This is a genomic window from Pseudomonas mucidolens, assembly GCF_900106045.1.
GTDB classification, from domain to species: Bacteria; Pseudomonadota; Gammaproteobacteria; order Pseudomonadales; family Pseudomonadaceae; genus Aquipseudomonas; species Aquipseudomonas mucidolens.
The window spans coordinates 3,899,484-3,915,091 of the sequence record NZ_LT629802.1 but is presented as its reverse complement, the minus strand read 5'-3'; the positions used below and the strand labels follow the sequence as shown (position 1 = coordinate 3,915,091).

The following is a 15,608-nucleotide window of genomic DNA, read 5'->3' as shown; positions in this document are numbered from 1 at the left end:
ATTAAAGGGTCTCGGATCCGGTCAGGCGCTTGATGGTGCTGCGCAGGATAGGGCTTTCGGGTTGTTCCTTGAGGAACTTGCCCCAGATTTGTCTGGCTTCGCGTTGCTTGCCCTGAGCCCAGAGTACTTCGCCCAGGTGAGCGGCGATCTCCTGATCGGGGAAGCGCTCCAGCGCCTGGCGCAGCAGGCGTTCGGCTTCAACCAGGTTGCCCAGGCGGTAATTCACCCAGCCCAGGCTGTCGAGCACCGCCGGATCTTCCGGGTTTATGCGGTGTGCCTGCTCGATCAGGACCTTGGCTTCGGCATAACGCGTTGTACGGTCAGACAGGGTGTAGCCCAGGGCGTTCAGTGCCATGGCGTTGTCCGGATCGCGCTTGATGATCAGGCGCAGGTCTTTCTCCATCTGTGCCAGGTCATTGCGTTTCTCGGCCAGCATGGCGCGGGTGTACAACAAATTCAGGTCGTCGGGGTATTGCAGCAGAGCCTGCGCGAGGATTTTCCAGGCGCGGTCTCCCCGGTTGTTGGCCGACAAGGTCTCGGCCTGGATCAGGTAAAGCTGGATGGCGTAGTCGGGCTGGTCCTCGCGCGCCGCTGCCAGACGTTTTTCCGCTTCGTCGGTGCGACCGTTGCTCATCAGGATGTCGGCTTGGCGCAACTGGGCCGGCAGATAATCGTTGCCGGGACCGACCTTGGCATACTCGATCAGCGCCCCTTGCGGGTCATCCAGCTCCTCGGCGATACGCCCCAGATTCAGATGCGCCGAATCGACATGGCTTTCCCGCGCGATCAGCTCTTCCAGGTAGTTCTTGGCCTCTTGCCAGGCCTTGGCTTCGAGGCAGACCAGCGCCAGGGAATAGCGCAATTCGTCGTCGTCCGGGTATTGCTGGACCAGACTGGCGAACTCCACTTTGGCGTCCTCCATGCGGTCTTGCTCTACCAGCATGCGCGCGTAGGTCAGGCGCAGACGCTTGTCGTCCGGGTATTGCTTGATGCTTTTTTGCAGCAATGGCAAAGCTTCCTTGCCGCGATTGAGGCTTTGCAGCAGGCGCGCCCGCAGCAGCAGGGGAGCCACCTCACCGGCTTCCGGCGGATGTTGCTCCAGCAGCTTCAGCGCCGCCTCGGCTTCGTCATCCTGTTGCAGCAACAGCGCCTTGCCAAACACCAACTGGCTATTGCTCGGGTGCTTTTGCAGCAGGCGGTCAAAACTTTTCATCAGGCCATCGCGTGTGTCCTGGTCGGTATCGGCGGCCGACAGCGCGAGGAAATCGAAATGCGTGTCACCTTTGCCCTGCAGCACTTTCTCCATATAAAACATGGAGTCATCGTAGCGTCCGGTACGCGCCAGCTGGATCGCCGCGGCGCGCTGCGCTTCGAGGTCATCCGGGGCATTTTTCGCCCAGATCATCGACGTATCCAGTGCGGCCTGATCGGCTCCCAGGTACTCGGCGATACGGAACGCCCGCTCGGAGATGCCTGGATCCTGGGTATTGATGGCCTGGGTGACATAGTTGTCCAGGGCAATGTCAAAACGGTTGCGCTGACCAGCCAGCTCCGCGCTCAGCAGGCTGAACACCGTTTCTTCACTGAACGAGGAGTAAACCTTGGGCTTTTCAGGGACGGGAATGCTGTCTTCCGCCGGCGGGGAACTCTCCGGCGACACCGGGGCCATGGTCTGGCAGCCGCTGAGGAAGACAAAAGCGAGGAGCAACGCGGAAGATCTATTCATATAGGAAGAGGACGACTAACCTGCGGTCGGATCATCATGACACAAGCCTCCGGCCAAACATAACCGGGGCACTCGGAATACGACTATTGCGGCCTTTTGCCTTTGTAGGAGCGAGCTCGCTCGCGAAAAACCTGAGAACGGCGCTGGGCGCCAGGCTTCCCGCGTTATCGTTGACGATTTTCGCGAGCGAGCTCGCTCCTACAAGATGCATTTATAGGCACAAGGTATTGGGACAATAGACAACGGTGGTTGTTCTGGCCCTTTCGAAGTAGGACAATTGTCGGCTTCCCGACATCATCAGCGATATTGAATGGCCTTCCTTGCTCTAGGTATCAACCACAAGACTGCTTCTGTAGACGTCCGCGAGCGCGTGGCGTTTACTCCGGAGCAATTGGTTGAGGCTTTGCAGCAGCTCTGTCGGCTTACCGACAGCCGCGAAGCTGCGATCCTTTCCACCTGCAATCGCAGCGAGCTCTATATAGAGCAGGAGCATCTTTCGTCGGATGTCGTGCTGCGCTGGCTGGCCGATTACCACCATTTGAGCCTCGATGACCTGCGCGCCAGCGCCTATGTGCATGAAGACGATGCGGCCGTTCGTCACATGATGCGCGTGGCCGCCGGGCTCGACTCGCTGGTATTGGGCGAACCGCAGATCCTCGGCCAGATGAAGTCCGCCTACGCCGTGGCCCGTGAAGCCGGGACCGTCGGGCCGCTGTTGGGGCGCTTGTTCCAGGCAACATTCAATTCGGCCAAGCAGGTCCGGACCGACACCGCTATCGGTGAAAACCCGGTGTCGGTGGCGTTTGCCGCGGTGAGCCTGGCCAAGCAGATCTTCAGCGACCTGCAACGCAGCCAGGCGCTGCTGATCGGCGCGGGCGAGACCATCACGCTGGTCGCCCGGCACCTGCATGACCTCGGGGTCAAGCGTATCGTGGTGGCCAACCGTACCCTGGAGCGCGCCAGCATCCTCGCCGAAGAGTTTGGCGCCCATGCGGTGCTGCTCGCGGACATCCCGGCCGAACTGGTGCGCAGCGATATCGTCATCAGTTCCACTGCCAGCCAACTGCCGATCCTGGGCAAAGGCGCGGTGGAAAGTGCCTTGAAGCTGCGCAAGCACAAGCCGATTTTCATGGTGGATATCGCCGTTCCCCGGGATATCGAGCCGGAAGTCGGCGAGTTGGACGATGTTTACCTCTATAGCGTCGACGACTTGCACGAAGTGGTCGCTGAAAACCTCAAGAGTCGCCAGGGCGCCGCCCAGGCGGCCGAGGAAATGGTTGCTGTAGGCGCCGATGACTTCATGGTGCGCTTGCGTGAGCTGGCCGCCGTGGATGTGCTCAAGGCCTACCGCCAGCAAGGCGAGCGCCTGCGGGACGAGGAATTGAGCAAGGCCCAGCGTATGCTCGCCAATGGCAGCAGCGCGGAAGAGGTCCTGATGCAATTGGCCCGTGGCCTCACCAACAAGTTACTGCATGCACCCAGCGTACAGCTTAAAAAACTGACTGCCGAAGGCCGCCTCGATGCGCTGGCCATGGCCCAGGAACTCTTTGCCCTCGGTGAGGGCGCGACGGATAGCTCTTCGGATAAAAAACCGCAATGAAAGCGTCACTGCTCAATAAACTGGACGTTCTCCAGGATCGCTTCGAAGAATTGACCGCCTTGCTCGGCGATGGCGAAGTCATTTCCGATCAAAACAAGTTCCGCACTTATTCGAAGGAGTACGCGGAAGTTGAACCCATTGTGGTCACTTATAAACAGTTGCTGAAGGTTCAGGCCGACCTCGAGGGCGCTCAGGCGCTACTCAAGGACAGCGACCCGGACATGCGCGAAATGGCCGTCGAAGAAGTCCGCGAAGCCAAGGACAAGCTTGTTGAACTGGAAGGCGACCTGCAACGCATGCTGTTGCCCAAAGACCCTAACGATGGGCGCAACGTGTTCCTGGAGATTCGTGCGGGTACCGGCGGTGACGAGGCAGCGATTTTTTCCGGCGACCTGTTTCGCATGTATTCGCGCTATGCCGAGCGACGCGGCTGGCGCGTGGAAATTCTCTCCGAAAACGAAGGCGAACATGGCGGTTATAAAGAAGTCATCGCCCGAGTGGAGGGGGAGAACGTCTATGGCAAGCTGAAATTCGAGTCCGGCGTTCACCGCGTACAGCGTGTCCCGGCGACCGAATCCCAGGGCCGAATCCACACCTCGGCCTGCACCGTGGCCGTGTTGCCCGAGCCGGACGAACAGGAAGCCATCGAGATCAATCCGGCGGACTTGCGCGTCGACACTTACCGTTCATCGGGGGCTGGTGGGCAGCACGTCAACAAGACCGACTCGGCGATCCGTATCACGCACTTGCCATCCGGGATTGTGGTGGAATGCCAGGAAGAGCGCTCCCAGCACAAGAACCGTGCGCGGGCCATGTCCTGGCTGTCGGCCAAGCTCAATGACCAGCAGACCAGCGCCGCCGCCAACGCGATTGCCAGCGAGCGCAAATTGCTGGTGGGATCGGGTGACCGCTCCGAACGCATTCGTACCTACAACTTTGCTCAAGGTCGGGTCACCGACCACCGGGTCAACTTGACCCTGTATTCCCTGGACGAAATCCTCGCCGGCGGCGTGGACGCGGTGATCGAGCCGTTGCTGGCCGAGTACCAGGCCGATCAACTGGCCGCGATAGGTGAATAAATGACCATTATTGCCAGCCTGTTACGCGCCGCCGAGCTGCCAGACTCGCCCACCGCGCGTCTGGATGCGGAGCTGTTGCTGGCCGCGGCCCTGGGCAAGACCCGCAGCTATCTGCACACCTGGCCGGAAAAGATCGTCAGCAGCGAAGACGCGCTGCTCTTTGCCGATTACCTGCAGCGTCGCCGCACCGGTGAGCCGGTGGCCTATATCCTCGGCCAGCAAGGTTTCTGGAAGCTCGACCTGGAAGTCGCGCCCCACACGCTGATTCCCCGCCCGGAAACCGAGATGTTGGTGGAAGCCGCACTGCAATTGCTGCCCGCCACGTCCGCCAAGGTCCTCGACCTGGGCACCGGCAGCGGCGCGATTGCCCTGGCCCTGGCCAGCGAGCGTCCGGCCTGGAAGGTGACCGCGGTGGATCGTGTGCTGGAAGCCGTGGCCCTGGCCGAGCGCAATCGCCAGCGCCTGCGTCTGAACAACGCAACGGTGCTGAGCAGCCATTGGTTCAGCGCCTTGAAGGATCACACTTACCACCTGATCATCAGCAACCCGCCCTATATCGCCGCCACCGACCCGCATCTGGTGGCCGGCGATGTGCGCTTCGAGCCGGCCAGCGCCTTGGTCGCGGGCCACGACGGTCTCGACGATCTGCGTTTGATCATCGCCCAGGCGCCTGCGCATCTGGAGAGTGGCGGCTGGCTGTTGCTGGAACACGGTTATGACCAGGCCGCGGCTGTTCGCGAACTGCTGCTGGCGCAAGGTTTCGAGGCGATTCACAGCCGTGTCGACCTCGGTGGGCATGAGCGTATCAGCCTGGGGCATCGGCCGTGCTGACCGATCAGGAATTGCTGCGCTATAGCCGACAAATTCTGTTGCAGCATGTCGACATTGAAGGTCAGTTGCGCCTGAAAAACAGTCGCGCGCTGATCGTCGGCCTGGGAGGACTGGGCGCGCCGGTCGCTTTGTACCTCGCTGCGGCCGGTGTCGGCGAACTGCATCTGGCGGATTTCGACACGGTCGACCTGACCAACTTGCAGCGCCAGATCATCCACGATACCGACAGCGTCGGCCTGAGCAAGGTCGACTCGGCGATCCGTCGCCTGAACGCGATCAACCCCGAGGTCCTCTTGGTTGCCCATCGTGCGGCACTGAACGCGGATTCGCTGTCGGCCGCGGTTGCCGGCGTGGATGTGGTGCTCGATTGCTCGGACAACTTCTCCACGCGCGAAGCGGTGAACGCGGCGTGCGTGGCTGCTGGCAAGCCCTTGGTCAGCGGCGCGGCGATTCGCCTGGATGGACAGCTCTCGGTGTTTGATCCGCGTCGCCCAGAAAGCCCGTGCTACCACTGTTTATACGGGCACGGCAGTGAAACTGAACTGACCTGTAGCGAAGCCGGTGTCGTCGGCCCGCTGGTGGGACTGGTCGGCAGTCTGCAAGCCTTGGAAGCCTTGAAGCTACTGGCCGGTTTTGGTGAGCCGCTGGTAGGCCGCCTGTTATTGATCGATGCCTTGAGCACGCGTTTCCGTGAGCTGCGGGTCAAGCGCGATCCGGGTTGCAGCGTGTGCGGCAGTCATCATGGTTAAGGATGCACCGATTGGTGTGTTCGACTCCGGTGTCGGCGGTCTCTCGGTACTGGACGAAATCCAGCGTCTGTTGCCCCACGAGTCGCTGTTGTACGTGGCGGATTGCGGGCACATCCCTTACGGTGAGAAAACTCCTGAATTCATTCGTGAGCGGTCGCACCTGATCGCCGGATTTTTCCGTGAGCAGGGCGCCAAGGCCTTTGTGATCGCCTGCAACACCGCGACGGTTGCCGCAGTGGCTGAGCTGCGCCGGGATTTTCCCGATTGGCCGTTGGTGGGAATGGAACCGGCGGTCAAGCCTGCTGCGGCAGCGACTCGCAGCGGCGTGGTTGGCGTGCTGGCCACCACCGGCACCTTGCAAAGTGCCAAATTCGCCGCGTTGCTGGACCGCTTTGCCAGCGATGTGCGGGTGGTTACCCAGCCGTGCCCGGGACTGGTGGAGCTGATCGAGACTGGTGATCTCGACAGCCCGGCGCTGCGTCAGTTGCTACAGGTGTATGTCGAGCCGCTGCTCGAAGCCGGGTGCGACACGATTATCCTGGGATGCACCCATTATCCCTTTCTCAAACCGCTGCTGGCGCAGATGCTGCCCCCCTCGATCATCCTGATCGACACCGGCGCCGCGGTGGCCCGTCAGTTACAACGCCTGTTGGCTGAAGGCGACCTGCTGGCTGAAGGCAATCCCCAAGCGACACAATTCTGGACCAGCGGCGATCTGCAGCATCTCCGAAATATCCTACCCAAACTGTGGAAAAATGCCGGCATTGTGCAAAAATTTGCTCTGTGAAAAGTTCGTGAAATAATGGTTTATTAGACTGAACTTCTGCGTAAATGTCGGCTTCTATAGCTTTTGAGCGGCAACCCCCTATAACTTCGTGGGAAGGATGTTTCATATGAAGCGCTTGTTCTGTTTGGCTGCGATTGCAGCCGTAGTGGTGGGGCACTCGGTTTCAGCCCAGGCCGCAGGCCTGGAATTCGGTGTAGGGCATACCAGCCATTCGACCATGACCTATCGCCTGGGCGTGCAGTCGGACTGGGATAAAAGCTGGTGGCAGAGCGACGTGGGGCGCCTGACCGGTTACTGGAGCGGCGCTTATACTTTCTGGGACGGTGACGAGCGCGCGAGCGTGAGCAGCCTGTCGTTTTCGCCGGTGTTTGTGTATGAGTTTGCCGGGGCGTCGGTAAAACCTTACATCGAAGCCGGGATTGGGGTGGCCTTGTTCTCCCGCACCCAGATCGAAGACAACAACATCGGCCAGGCTTTCCAGTTCGAGGATCGTCTGGGTTTCGGTCTGCGGTTTGCTGGCGGGCATGAAGTGGGCATTCGCGCCACGCACTACTCCAATGCTGGAATCAGCAGCCATAACGACGGTGTCGAAAGCTATTCGCTGCACTACACCATGGCGCTGTAAATCCTGACGACGCTCCGTAGCAGTTGCCTTTTCAAAGCGTGGCAGCTGCTACGGGATAAAAAGGTAGGTATTGCTTCAGCGATACATCGTCGCAAGCCCTTGGCGTTCCTCAATGCACTCCGGCGCGCCCATTTCGAACTCCCGGCAAATCAACGGTCGTTTCTCATAGATCGTGCACATCATTGTGTCGCGGTCCAGCGCGGCGCACCAGCCGTCGTCCAGGCGCAGCATGACCTCACCACCCCAATCGTCAGTGTCGATAAAACGATCAGGCACGCCCGTGTCGGTGATCAGCATGACTTCCAGCTGGCAGCAGCACGCCGCGCAGGTGGCGCAGGTGACAGTAGGATCGGCAATTTGAGTATGTGGGATTCGGGTCATAGGCGCGCAGTGTAAGGCAAGCCGGTGCTGAGTGTATGAAAGTCCTGACGGGCGTTAGTGCAAGACTTTGAGCGCTGCCTGGCCGAGCAATGTCATTGCCCGAAATGGCGACTTTTTCACAGGTCGTCCTTGTGTGGCGGCGGGCTGCGCAACATGCGCTTGCCGATGATCAGTTGGGCCCGGCTCGGCGGTTTCGACAGCGGCCAGAGCGTGGCGATGGACAGCGCCGGGAAGGTGATTTCCAGTGGGCGGCTGTCCAGCTCGGCGAAAATATGCCGGGCAGCCTTGTCTGCCGGCCAGCTCAACGGCATCGGAAAATCGTTGCGCGCGGTCAGCGCGGTGTCGACAAAACCCGGGCTGACGACGGTGACGTCGATGCCTTCGGGTGACAGATCACTACGCAGGGATTCAAATAAGTAACGCAGGCCGGCGCGGGATGTGCCCGACGCTTCGATGCGGGGCATCGGCAGGTAGGTCACGGCGCTGGCAATCCCCACAAGATGAGGCGTCTGCCCGGTGTGTAAAAGTGGCCGCGCGGTGTCGATGCAATAGCTGCTGGCCAACAGATTGGTGCGTACCACATGCTCGATGATGGTGGTATCCAGCTGCTTGGCATCGACGTATTCGCAAGTGCCCGCATTGAGAATCAACGAATCCAGGCTGCCCCAGGTTTGCGCAATCCGCTCGCCGATTTCGCGTACAGCCTGACTATTGGTCAGGTCCCCGGCGACCACCAGCACTTGCCCAGGATAGTGCCGGGCAAGTTGTTCCAGGGGCTTGCTGGAGCGAGCGCTGAGCGCCACATGCGCGCCACTGCCGAGCAGTACCTCGGCCAGGGCCAGGCCGATACCACTGCTGGCGCCGGTTAACCAGTAACGACGAGGCACGGTCGGGCTCATACGGTTTTCCTTTTCAGGCAGCGGACGAGCCGGTGCGGGAAATCACTCATCCGCACCTCCCGCAGCCTGGCGCGACGGCAGGCTGCGGAACGCGGCCAGGGCGCGCTCGCGGGACTTTTTCAGATCGACAATGGGCCGTGGGTAATCGGCCACGCCAAACAGACCGCCGAGGGCATCGGGATTATGAACTTGTTTTTTGTTCAGGGCCTCGAGCTGCGGCAACCACTGCTTAATGAAACGCCCTTCGCCGTCGAATTTTTCCGACTGGCTCAGCGGGCTGAAAATCCGGAAGTAAGGCGCTGAATCGGTGCCGGTGGATGCACTCCACTGCCAGCCACCGTTGTTGGCCGCCAGGTCACCGTCGATCAAGTGGCGCATGAAAAAGCGCTCACCTTCGCGCCAGTCGATCAGCAGGTTCTTGGTGAGGAACATTGCCACCACCATACGCAGGCGATTGTGCATCCAGCCGGTTTGCAGCAGTTGGCGCATGGCGGCGTCGATGATCGGCAAGCCGGTGCGTGCCTGCTGCCAGGCGGCCAGGTCCTCGGACGCATCGCGCCAGGCCAAGGCTTCGGTTTCCGGGCGGAAGGCGCGGTGCCGCGACACCCTCGGGTAGCCCACCAGAATATGCTTGTAGAACTCGCGCCACAGCAGCTCATTGATCCAGGTGACCGCACCGACATCACCGCTTTCGAACTCGCCCTGATTGCTTTGCAGGGCCGCATGCAGACACTGGCGCGGTGAGACCACACCCGCGGCCAGGTAGGCGGAAAGCTGGCTGGTGCCGGGTTTGGCCGCGAAGTCGCGCGCGTCCGGGTAGTAGCTGATCTGGCCGTCGCAAAACTGTTCGAGGCGCCGCTGTGCTTCTTCTTCGCCGGCAGGCCACAGGGCCCGCAAGCTTTCGCCGGGAGCGGCAAACCCGCTCACCTGTTGCGGGATCGGATCGCTGTCGATCGACAGCGGCGCCTGGGCCTTGGGTGTCGCCACCAGACGGGGCAGGGCCGTGTGCAGGCGCTCGTAGCAGACTTTGCGGAACTGGCTGTAGACCTGGAAGTAGGTACCGGTTTTGGTCAATACGCTGCCGGGTTGGAACAGCAACTGATCCAGGTAACGCTGGAAAGTCACCCCGTCAGCGTCCAGGGCCCGGGCAACCTGCGTGTCACGCCGGGCTTCATGGATTCCATACTCATCGTTGACGTGGACCGCCTTTATGCACATTTCTCGGCACAGATCACGCAGCACCTCGGGCGCCAGGTCCCACGTCGCGGCATGACGGATCAGCAGGGGAATATTCAATTTGTCCAATGCCTGGCTCAGGCACTGCAGATTTCGCAGCCAGAAGTCCACCTTGCACGGCGCATCGTCATGGGCCAGCCATTGATCCGCGCTGATCAGGTATACGGCCACCGTCGGGCCGCGCTCGCAGGCGGCGGCGAGGGCGGTGTTGTCATGCAGGCGCAGATCGCTACGCAGCCAGATCAAGTGCATTTAGAGAAGTCCACGCAGGATCAATATCTGATGGGCCGATAACGGGTCTTCGGCCAGAAACAATTCGGGAATGTCACGGGTCAATCCCGACAGTTCGACATGGTGGATGCGCACCGTTGGCCCGGCAATCCCGATGGGGCAGTCAATGCCGCTCAACAGCTTCGGCAGTGCCCCCCAATTGATCGACGTGCTGGAATGCAGCAGCACTGCGCGCGGCTGCAGGTGTCCGACCGCCAGCGCCAATTCGCCCGCCGGCAGCGGCCAGTCAAAGACTTCCACGGGGCAATTGGCGCTGCTCGCCAGCCAGGCGCTCAACCATAGATGGGGCTCAAGCGGCAGGTCGGAGTGATTGATCAGCAGCAGCGGCGCGCCATTGAGCTGGCGATTGTTGTGATATATCCGCGCGCCAAACTTGCTGCGCAGCCAGGAATAGAAAAACACCCGCTCCATCTGCGCGCCGAATTGCCCTTGCCAGCGCTGCTCCAGGTCCTTGAGCAACGGCAGTAGCAGGTGTTCACACAGTGTGCGTGGCGGGTACAGCGCCATGGCTTGATTGAAGGTGTCGTCGAGCCGACGCTCGGCCAGCTGCGTGATGGCCTGTAATAAAGTGTGTCGCAAGCTGTGCCATTCGTTTTCGATGCTGGCGTCGGCGGTGTGTGCGTTGTCGATCAACTGTTTGACCTGGCTGACGGGCACTCCGCGGTTGAGCCACGTGAGGATGGCGAGGATGCGCTGCACATGCTCGGCACCAAACAGCCGATGGCCTTTGGGCGTGCGCTGCGGCACGATCAGTCCGTAGCGCCGCTCCCAGGCGCGCAGGGTCACGGCGTTGACGCCGGTCTGGCGCGCCACTTCGCGAATTGGCAGCCAACCCTGTTGCAGTGCCTCGGCCATGTCTTGCGATGATTCGACGGGATCTTGCACGGAAACCTTCATGGGCTAAATCGCATTACGCAGGCTGAGGTTTTCCGGGTGCGGTTGCAGGTAGGCCTGCTGCGCGATGTAGCGGTCCGGATGCTGGCGAAAGTGATGCTTGAGCAAGGTCAGCGGCACCACCAACGGCACGATGCCATGGCGGTATTGACCGATGAGGGTTTGCATTTCCTGCTTGTCTTCGGCGCTGATGACGTGTTTGAGATAGCCGCTGATGTGTTGCAACACATTGGAGTGGGTGCCACGGGTGGCGCACTTTTTCAGCCCTGCCATCAACTCGCTGAAATAGCGTGCCGCGAGGTTATCCAGATCCTCAGCCTGGCGCATGTTGCCGAGCATGTTGCCGAGGCTTTTGTAGTGGGCCGGGCTGTGGGCCATCAGTTGGTATTTGTAGCGCGCGTGGAAGCAGAGCACGCCATGCCGGGTCAGGCCTTCGACCCGTAACTGTTGCCAGTCGGCGTAGACGAAGACCCGGGTCAGAAAGTTTTCCCGCAGCACCGGGTCGTGCAGGCGACCGTCTTCTTCCACGGGCAAGTCGGGGTGGCGGGCACAGAACGCCTGGGCGTAGATACCGCGCCCGCCGCTTTCGGCCGGCGTGCCGTTATCGCGGTAGACCTTGACCCGCTCCAATCCGCAGGACGGCGATTTTTGCATGAAGATATAACCACAGAGATCAGTGTGTTCGGCGGCCATTTGCCGAGCGTAATTATGCAGCGGCTGCGTCACGTTCAATTCGCGGTGCACGCTTCCAACGGCTTGCGGTTGTTGCGGATCGCCGACGAGGCGGATGGCTTCGCGGGGTATGCCCAGGCCGATGGCGACTTCCGGGCACAGCGGCACAAAATCGAAGTATTCGCTGAGGGTCTGGCTGCACAGAGGGGATTGCTTGTGTCCACCGTTGAAGCGCACGTTCTCGCCCAACAGGCAGGCGCTGATGGCGATCTTGGGTTTGCCGGTGGTGGACGCTGTGTCGTGCATGACCAAACCTCTGGGAGATTCCTATACAGAGTGCGTTATCTGTACAACTAAGGAGCATCATAGGTTTGATATTGTACAAGTACAAATATTTTGTACAGTTTTGGGCGGCAAGGTTATTTCCAGCCCATTGTCCAGGCGTCGGCGTTCTGCAAGGTTTGCCAGGGCAGGTGTTCTTCACGCCGGGTCAGCACGACTTGCAGTTCGATCTCCACTACCGTGCCTTGCTCATCACGAAACAATTCGGTCACCAGAACGTGCTTTTCCTTGTGCCGAGGCTGGGCTGCAGTCCATTTTGACAGCAGCCATTTGGCCGGACTGAAGCGGTTCATTGCAGGTGTTCTATCAATCGCCGAGCCGCCTCTTGGCCACTCAGCCAGGCGCCTTCAACCCGTCCTGAGAGGCACCAGTCGCCACACACGTAGACACCTAGATCGGCATCCGCCAGCACCCCCCATTCATGGCTACCAGCCGGCCGGGCATAGAGCCAGCGATGGGCGAGGCTGAAGGACGGTGCGGGCATTGGGCAATGCAGCAACTCGGCGAAGGCGCCGTGCAACAGTTCAATAACCGCTTCCTTGGGCAGGTCCAGATGCTCCTTGCTCCAGGCGCTGGTGGCGTGCAGCACCCAGGTATCGAGGGTGGTGTCGCGTCCCGGTTTGCTGCGGTTGCGAGCCAGCCAGTCGAGTGGGCTGTCTTGCACGAAGCAGCCTTCCATGGGGGTGTTCAGAGGCGTGTCGAAGGCCAGGGCAATGGCCCAGGTTGGCTCCATTTTCACCCCAGCGGCGACGCTTGCCAGTTTGGGCGCGGCCGCCAGCAGCGTGGTGGCTTGATGCGCCGGTGTGGCGATGATCACGTGGCTGAAGGGGCCGTGGTTGCCGCCGTCGGCGTCCAGCAGGTTCCAGTGCTGCTTGCCCTGGAATACCTCGGTGATGCGGCAACTGAACTCCACGGGGAAATCATCCAGCAGGGCGCGGGTGATGGCGCTCATGTGTGGTGTGCCGACCCAGCGGGTCTGCTCATCGGGAGACGGGCTCAGCTGCCCGGACTGGAAATTGTACAACTGCGGTTTCCACTGTTCAGCCCAGCCATTGAGCTGCCAGCGCTGCACTTCTTCGACGAAGCGCCGGTCGCGAGCGGTGAAGTACTGGGCGCCGAGGTCCAGCGCGCCGGCAGCGCTGCGCTTGCTGGACATGCGTCCGCCGCTGCCGCGGCTTTTATCGAAGAGTTGGATAACGTGCCCGGCGTCTTTGAGCGCTCGGGCGGCCGAGAGTCCGGCAATGCCGGTACCGATGATCGCGATGGGAACAGTCATGGGAGGCCTCGTTTTACCTTTGGGTACAGACTACGCCGACACCAATAGCTGTACAATATTGTTTTTTGGTATAAGTTTTGGTGTGCCTGAACGTTTGGCATGTCCTATGGTTAAACCTGAGGGTTAAACCAACGTTGCGCCAGATTGAAAAAGAACCCTGTTAATAAAATAGACCAGTGATGGCCGGCGAACGTTACACGAGGATGAACTCATGCATATTTTGCTGACCGGCGGTACAGGGTTGATCGGACGCCAGTTGTGCCAGTACTGGCTCACTCAGGGTCATCGGCTGACCGTCTGGAGCCGCCGCCCCGAACAGGTGGCCAAGCTCTGCGGTGCCCAGGTGCAGGGCGTTGCTCGGTTGGAGGAGGTGCCGGCCCCGGTGGATGTGGTGGTCAACCTCGCGGGCGCGCCGATTGCCGACCGTCCCTGGACGCATAAACGCAAGGCATTGCTGTGGAGCAGTCGGATCAGTCTCACCGAAACCTTGCTGGCCTGGCTTGAAAGCCTGGAGCAGAAACCGGCGCTGTTGATTTCCGGTTCCGCAGTGGGCTGGTATGGCGATGGCGGTGAACGTGAACTGACCGAAGACAGCGGCCCGGTGCTGGACGATTTTCCCAGCCAGTTATGCATTGCCTGGGAAGAAACGGCGCAACGCGCCGAAGCGCTGGGCATACGTGTGGTGCTGCTACGCACCGGCCTGGTGCTGGCGGCCGAGGGCGGCTTTTTGTCGCGCCTGTTGCTGCCGTTCAAACTGGCGCTGGGTGGGCCTATCGGCAACGGTCGGCAGTGGATGCCGTGGGTGCATATCAAGGATCAAATCGCCCTGATTGATTTTCTTCTGCACCAGTCTGACGCCAGCGGTCCTTATAATGCCTGCGCGCCTCATCCGGTACGTAATCGCGAATTTGCCAAGACCCTGGGCCAGGTGCTGCACCGCCCGGCGTTCATGCCGATGCCGGCTTTTGCCTTGCGCCTGGGACTGGGCGAATTGTCTGGCTTGTTGCTGGGCGGTCAGAAGGCCGTCCCCGAGCGGTTGCTGGCCGCCGGTTTCACTTTTCAGTTCACTGAGTTGCACGCGGCTCTGGACGACTTGTCCAGCCGCCTCTAGAGATAGGATGTTGCATGACGGATCACGCGTTATTACTGGTCAACCTGGGGTCACCGGCGTCCACCTCGGTGGCCGATGTGCGCAGCTACCTCAATCAGTTTTTGATGGACCCTTACGTGATCGACCTGCCGTGGCCGGTGCGGCGATTGCTGGTGTCGCTGATTCTGATCAAGCGCCCCGAGCAGTCGGCCCATGCCTACGCCTCGATCTGGTGGGATGAAGGCTCGCCGCTGGTGGTGCTCAGTCGCCGCCTGCAACAGCAGATGACGGCCCAGTGGACCCACGGTCCGGTCGAACTGGCCATGCGTTACGGCGAGCCGTCGCTTGAAAGTGCGCTGAGCCGCCTGGCAGCCCAGGGTATTCAGAAAGTCACCCTGGCGCCGCTGTATCCGCAGTTTGCCGACAGCACCGTCACTACCGTCATCGAAGAAGCCAAGCGTGTGGTGCGGGACAAAAAGCTCAACCTGCAGTTCTCGATCCTGCAGCCGTTTTACGATGAGCCGGAATACCTGGACGCCTTGGTGGCGAGCGCCAAGCCTTATGTGGCGCAGGATTTTGATCACTTGTTGCTGAGTTTCCACGGCCTGCCTGAGCGTCATCTGAAAAAGCTCGATCCGACTGGCGAGCACTGTTTCAAGGATGCCGATTGCTGCAAGAACGCCTCTGCCGAGGTGCTCGCCACCTGCTATCGCGCGCAGTGCTTCAGCGTTGCGCGTAATTTCGCCGAGCGCATGGGCCTGCCGGATGGCAAATGGTCGGTGGCGTTCCAATCGCGTCTGGGACGGGCGAAGTGGATCGAACCTTACACCGAGGCCCGCCTCGAAGCGTTGGCCGAGCAAGGTGTGAAGAAGTTGCTGGTGATGTGCTCGGCGTTTGTCGCCGATTGCATCGAGACGCTGGAGGAGATCGGTGATCGCGGGCTGGAGCAGTTCCGCGAAGCCGGGGGGGAGGAGTTGGTGTTGGTGCCGTGCCTGAACGACGATCCGCAGTGGGCGGCAGCGCTTAACACCCTCTGCGAAAGAGCGCCGGTGGCGTTGTAAGCGCGTGCCTTTATCATTGTAGGAGCGAGCTCGCTCGCGAAGAGCTCATAGGCGCCGCGTTTATTCAGG

16 protein-coding genes are annotated in these 15,608 nt (G+C 60.8%); 8 read left to right on the top strand and 8 right to left on the bottom strand.

Annotated elements, in window-relative coordinates; all coding sequences use genetic code 11:
* Nucleotide 1: 1 nt before the first annotated feature.
* The gene (locus tag BLU75_RS18130) at nucleotides 2–1,726 is read right to left on the bottom strand and encodes a tetratricopeptide repeat protein (protein WP_084379325.1); all 1,725 of its coding nucleotides are present in this window, start codon (nucleotides 1,724–1,726) and stop codon (nucleotides 2–4) included.
* 310 nt (nucleotides 1,727–2,036) lie between these two features.
* Between BLU75_RS18130 and hemA the strand changes: the two genes are divergently transcribed.
* The 6 genes from hemA to BLU75_RS18100 all read left to right on the top strand — a co-directional run bounded on the left by hemA (nucleotide 2,037) and on the right by BLU75_RS18100 (nucleotide 7,397).
* Complete coding sequence (gene hemA / locus BLU75_RS18125; RefSeq protein WP_084379326.1) at nucleotides 2,037–3,326, top strand: glutamyl-tRNA reductase; 1,290 nt, start codon at nucleotides 2,037–2,039, stop codon at nucleotides 3,324–3,326.
* Nucleotides 3,323–4,405 carry a peptide chain release factor 1 gene (prfA, locus tag BLU75_RS18120; RefSeq protein ID WP_084379327.1) on the top strand — a complete coding sequence of 361 codons (1,083 nt, stop codon included), beginning with the start codon at nucleotides 3,323–3,325 and terminating at the stop codon, nucleotides 4,403–4,405. Before hemA ends, prfA begins: the two co-directional genes overlap by 4 nt.
* Nucleotides 4,406–5,236, top strand: coding sequence for a peptide chain release factor N(5)-glutamine methyltransferase (gene prmC / locus BLU75_RS18115; protein ID WP_084379328.1), 831 nt, complete (start codon nucleotides 4,406–4,408; stop codon nucleotides 5,234–5,236).
* On the top strand, nucleotides 5,230–5,985 hold the full coding sequence (locus tag BLU75_RS18110; protein WP_084379329.1) for a molybdopterin-synthase adenylyltransferase MoeB: 756 nt from the start codon (nucleotides 5,230–5,232) through the stop codon (nucleotides 5,983–5,985). Before prmC ends, BLU75_RS18110 begins: the two co-directional genes overlap by 7 nt.
* Nucleotides 5,978–6,772 (top strand): glutamate racemase, encoded by a 795-nt coding sequence (gene murI / locus BLU75_RS18105; protein ID WP_084379330.1) that lies wholly within the window; start codon nucleotides 5,978–5,980, stop codon nucleotides 6,770–6,772. Before BLU75_RS18110 ends, murI begins: the two co-directional genes overlap by 8 nt.
* A 106-nt stretch (nucleotides 6,773–6,878) precedes the next feature.
* Nucleotides 6,879–7,397, top strand: a complete 519-nt coding sequence (locus tag BLU75_RS18100) for an acyloxyacyl hydrolase (RefSeq protein ID WP_084379331.1) — start codon at nucleotides 6,879–6,881, stop codon at nucleotides 7,395–7,397.
* A 75-nt stretch (nucleotides 7,398–7,472) separates the two neighbouring features.
* Here the strand turns inward: BLU75_RS18100 and BLU75_RS18095 are convergent, their stop codons facing one another.
* The 7 genes from BLU75_RS18095 to BLU75_RS18065 form a co-directional block, all read right to left on the bottom strand.
* Nucleotides 7,473–7,778 (bottom strand): YkgJ family cysteine cluster protein, encoded by a 306-nt coding sequence (locus tag BLU75_RS18095; protein ID WP_084379332.1) that lies wholly within the window; start codon nucleotides 7,776–7,778, stop codon nucleotides 7,473–7,475.
* 116 nt (nucleotides 7,779–7,894) lie between these two features.
* A complete protein-coding gene (locus BLU75_RS18090) occupies nucleotides 7,895–8,677 on the bottom strand; it encodes an SDR family NAD(P)-dependent oxidoreductase (RefSeq protein WP_084379333.1) in 783 nt (260 codons plus the stop codon).
* Between the two features lie 42 nt (nucleotides 8,678–8,719).
* A complete protein-coding gene (gene phrB, locus BLU75_RS18085; RefSeq protein ID WP_084379334.1) occupies nucleotides 8,720–10,165 on the bottom strand; it encodes a deoxyribodipyrimidine photo-lyase in 1,446 nt (481 codons plus the stop codon).
* Nucleotides 10,166–11,101, bottom strand: a complete 936-nt coding sequence (locus BLU75_RS18080) for a MerR family transcriptional regulator (RefSeq protein ID WP_084379335.1) — start codon at nucleotides 11,099–11,101, stop codon at nucleotides 10,166–10,168.
* A gap of 3 nt (nucleotides 11,102–11,104) precedes the next feature.
* Complete coding sequence (locus BLU75_RS18075) at nucleotides 11,105–12,076, bottom strand: YbgA family protein (protein WP_084379336.1); 972 nt, start codon at nucleotides 12,074–12,076, stop codon at nucleotides 11,105–11,107.
* Nucleotides 12,077–12,189: 113 nt separating this feature from the next.
* Nucleotides 12,190–12,405, bottom strand: a complete 216-nt coding sequence (locus BLU75_RS18070) for a TIGR02450 family Trp-rich protein (RefSeq protein WP_084379337.1) — start codon at nucleotides 12,403–12,405, stop codon at nucleotides 12,190–12,192.
* Entirely contained in the window at nucleotides 12,402–13,388 is a 987-nt protein-coding gene (locus BLU75_RS18065; protein WP_084379338.1) for an NAD(P)/FAD-dependent oxidoreductase, read from the bottom strand. The genes BLU75_RS18070 and BLU75_RS18065 overlap by 4 nt, the downstream gene beginning before the upstream one ends.
* 211 nt (nucleotides 13,389–13,599) lie before the next feature.
* On the opposite strand from BLU75_RS18065, the gene BLU75_RS18060 reads away from it, so the two are divergent.
* The gene (locus BLU75_RS18060; protein ID WP_084379339.1) at nucleotides 13,600–14,499 is read left to right on the top strand and encodes a TIGR01777 family oxidoreductase; all 900 of its coding nucleotides are present in this window, start codon (nucleotides 13,600–13,602) and stop codon (nucleotides 14,497–14,499) included.
* A 14-nt stretch (nucleotides 14,500–14,513) separates the two neighbouring features.
* The gene (gene hemH / locus BLU75_RS18055; protein WP_084379340.1) at nucleotides 14,514–15,539 is read left to right on the top strand and encodes a ferrochelatase; all 1,026 of its coding nucleotides are present in this window, start codon (nucleotides 14,514–14,516) and stop codon (nucleotides 15,537–15,539) included.
* The last annotated feature ends 69 nt before the right edge of the window (nucleotides 15,540–15,608 follow it).

Excerpts from the sequence above, each read along its gene's own strand:
- BLU75_RS18075 (WP_084379336.1), bottom strand. The coding sequence starts at position 12,076 with ATGCACGACACAGCGTCCACCACCGGCAAACCCAAGATCGCCATCAGC.
- murI (WP_084379330.1), top strand. The coding sequence starts at position 5,978 with ATGGTTAAGGATGCACCGATTGGTGTGTTCGACTCCGGTGTCGGCGGT.
- BLU75_RS18095 (WP_084379332.1), bottom strand. The coding sequence starts at position 7,778 with ATGACCCGAATCCCACATACTCAAATTGCCGATCCTACTGTCACCTGC.
- prfA (WP_084379327.1), top strand. The coding sequence starts at position 3,323 with ATGAAAGCGTCACTGCTCAATAAACTGGACGTTCTCCAGGATCGCTTC.
- prmC (WP_084379328.1), top strand. The coding sequence starts at position 4,406 with ATGACCATTATTGCCAGCCTGTTACGCGCCGCCGAGCTGCCAGACTCG.
- hemA (WP_084379326.1), top strand. The coding sequence starts at position 2,037 with ATGGCCTTCCTTGCTCTAGGTATCAACCACAAGACTGCTTCTGTAGAC.
- BLU75_RS18100 (WP_084379331.1), top strand. The coding sequence starts at position 6,879 with ATGAAGCGCTTGTTCTGTTTGGCTGCGATTGCAGCCGTAGTGGTGGGG.
- BLU75_RS18130 (WP_084379325.1), bottom strand. The coding sequence starts at position 1,726 with ATGAATAGATCTTCCGCGTTGCTCCTCGCTTTTGTCTTCCTCAGCGGC.
- hemH (WP_084379340.1), top strand. The coding sequence starts at position 14,514 with ATGACGGATCACGCGTTATTACTGGTCAACCTGGGGTCACCGGCGTCC.
- BLU75_RS18065 (WP_084379338.1), bottom strand. The coding sequence starts at position 13,388 with ATGACTGTTCCCATCGCGATCATCGGTACCGGCATTGCCGGACTCTCG.
- BLU75_RS18090 (WP_084379333.1), bottom strand. The coding sequence starts at position 8,677 with ATGAGCCCGACCGTGCCTCGTCGTTACTGGTTAACCGGCGCCAGCAGT.
- BLU75_RS18060 (WP_084379339.1), top strand. The coding sequence starts at position 13,600 with ATGCATATTTTGCTGACCGGCGGTACAGGGTTGATCGGACGCCAGTTG.
- phrB (WP_084379334.1), bottom strand. The coding sequence starts at position 10,165 with ATGCACTTGATCTGGCTGCGTAGCGATCTGCGCCTGCATGACAACACC.
- BLU75_RS18070 (WP_084379337.1), bottom strand. The coding sequence starts at position 12,405 with ATGAACCGCTTCAGTCCGGCCAAATGGCTGCTGTCAAAATGGACTGCA.
- BLU75_RS18080 (WP_084379335.1), bottom strand. The coding sequence starts at position 11,101 with ATGAAGGTTTCCGTGCAAGATCCCGTCGAATCATCGCAAGACATGGCC.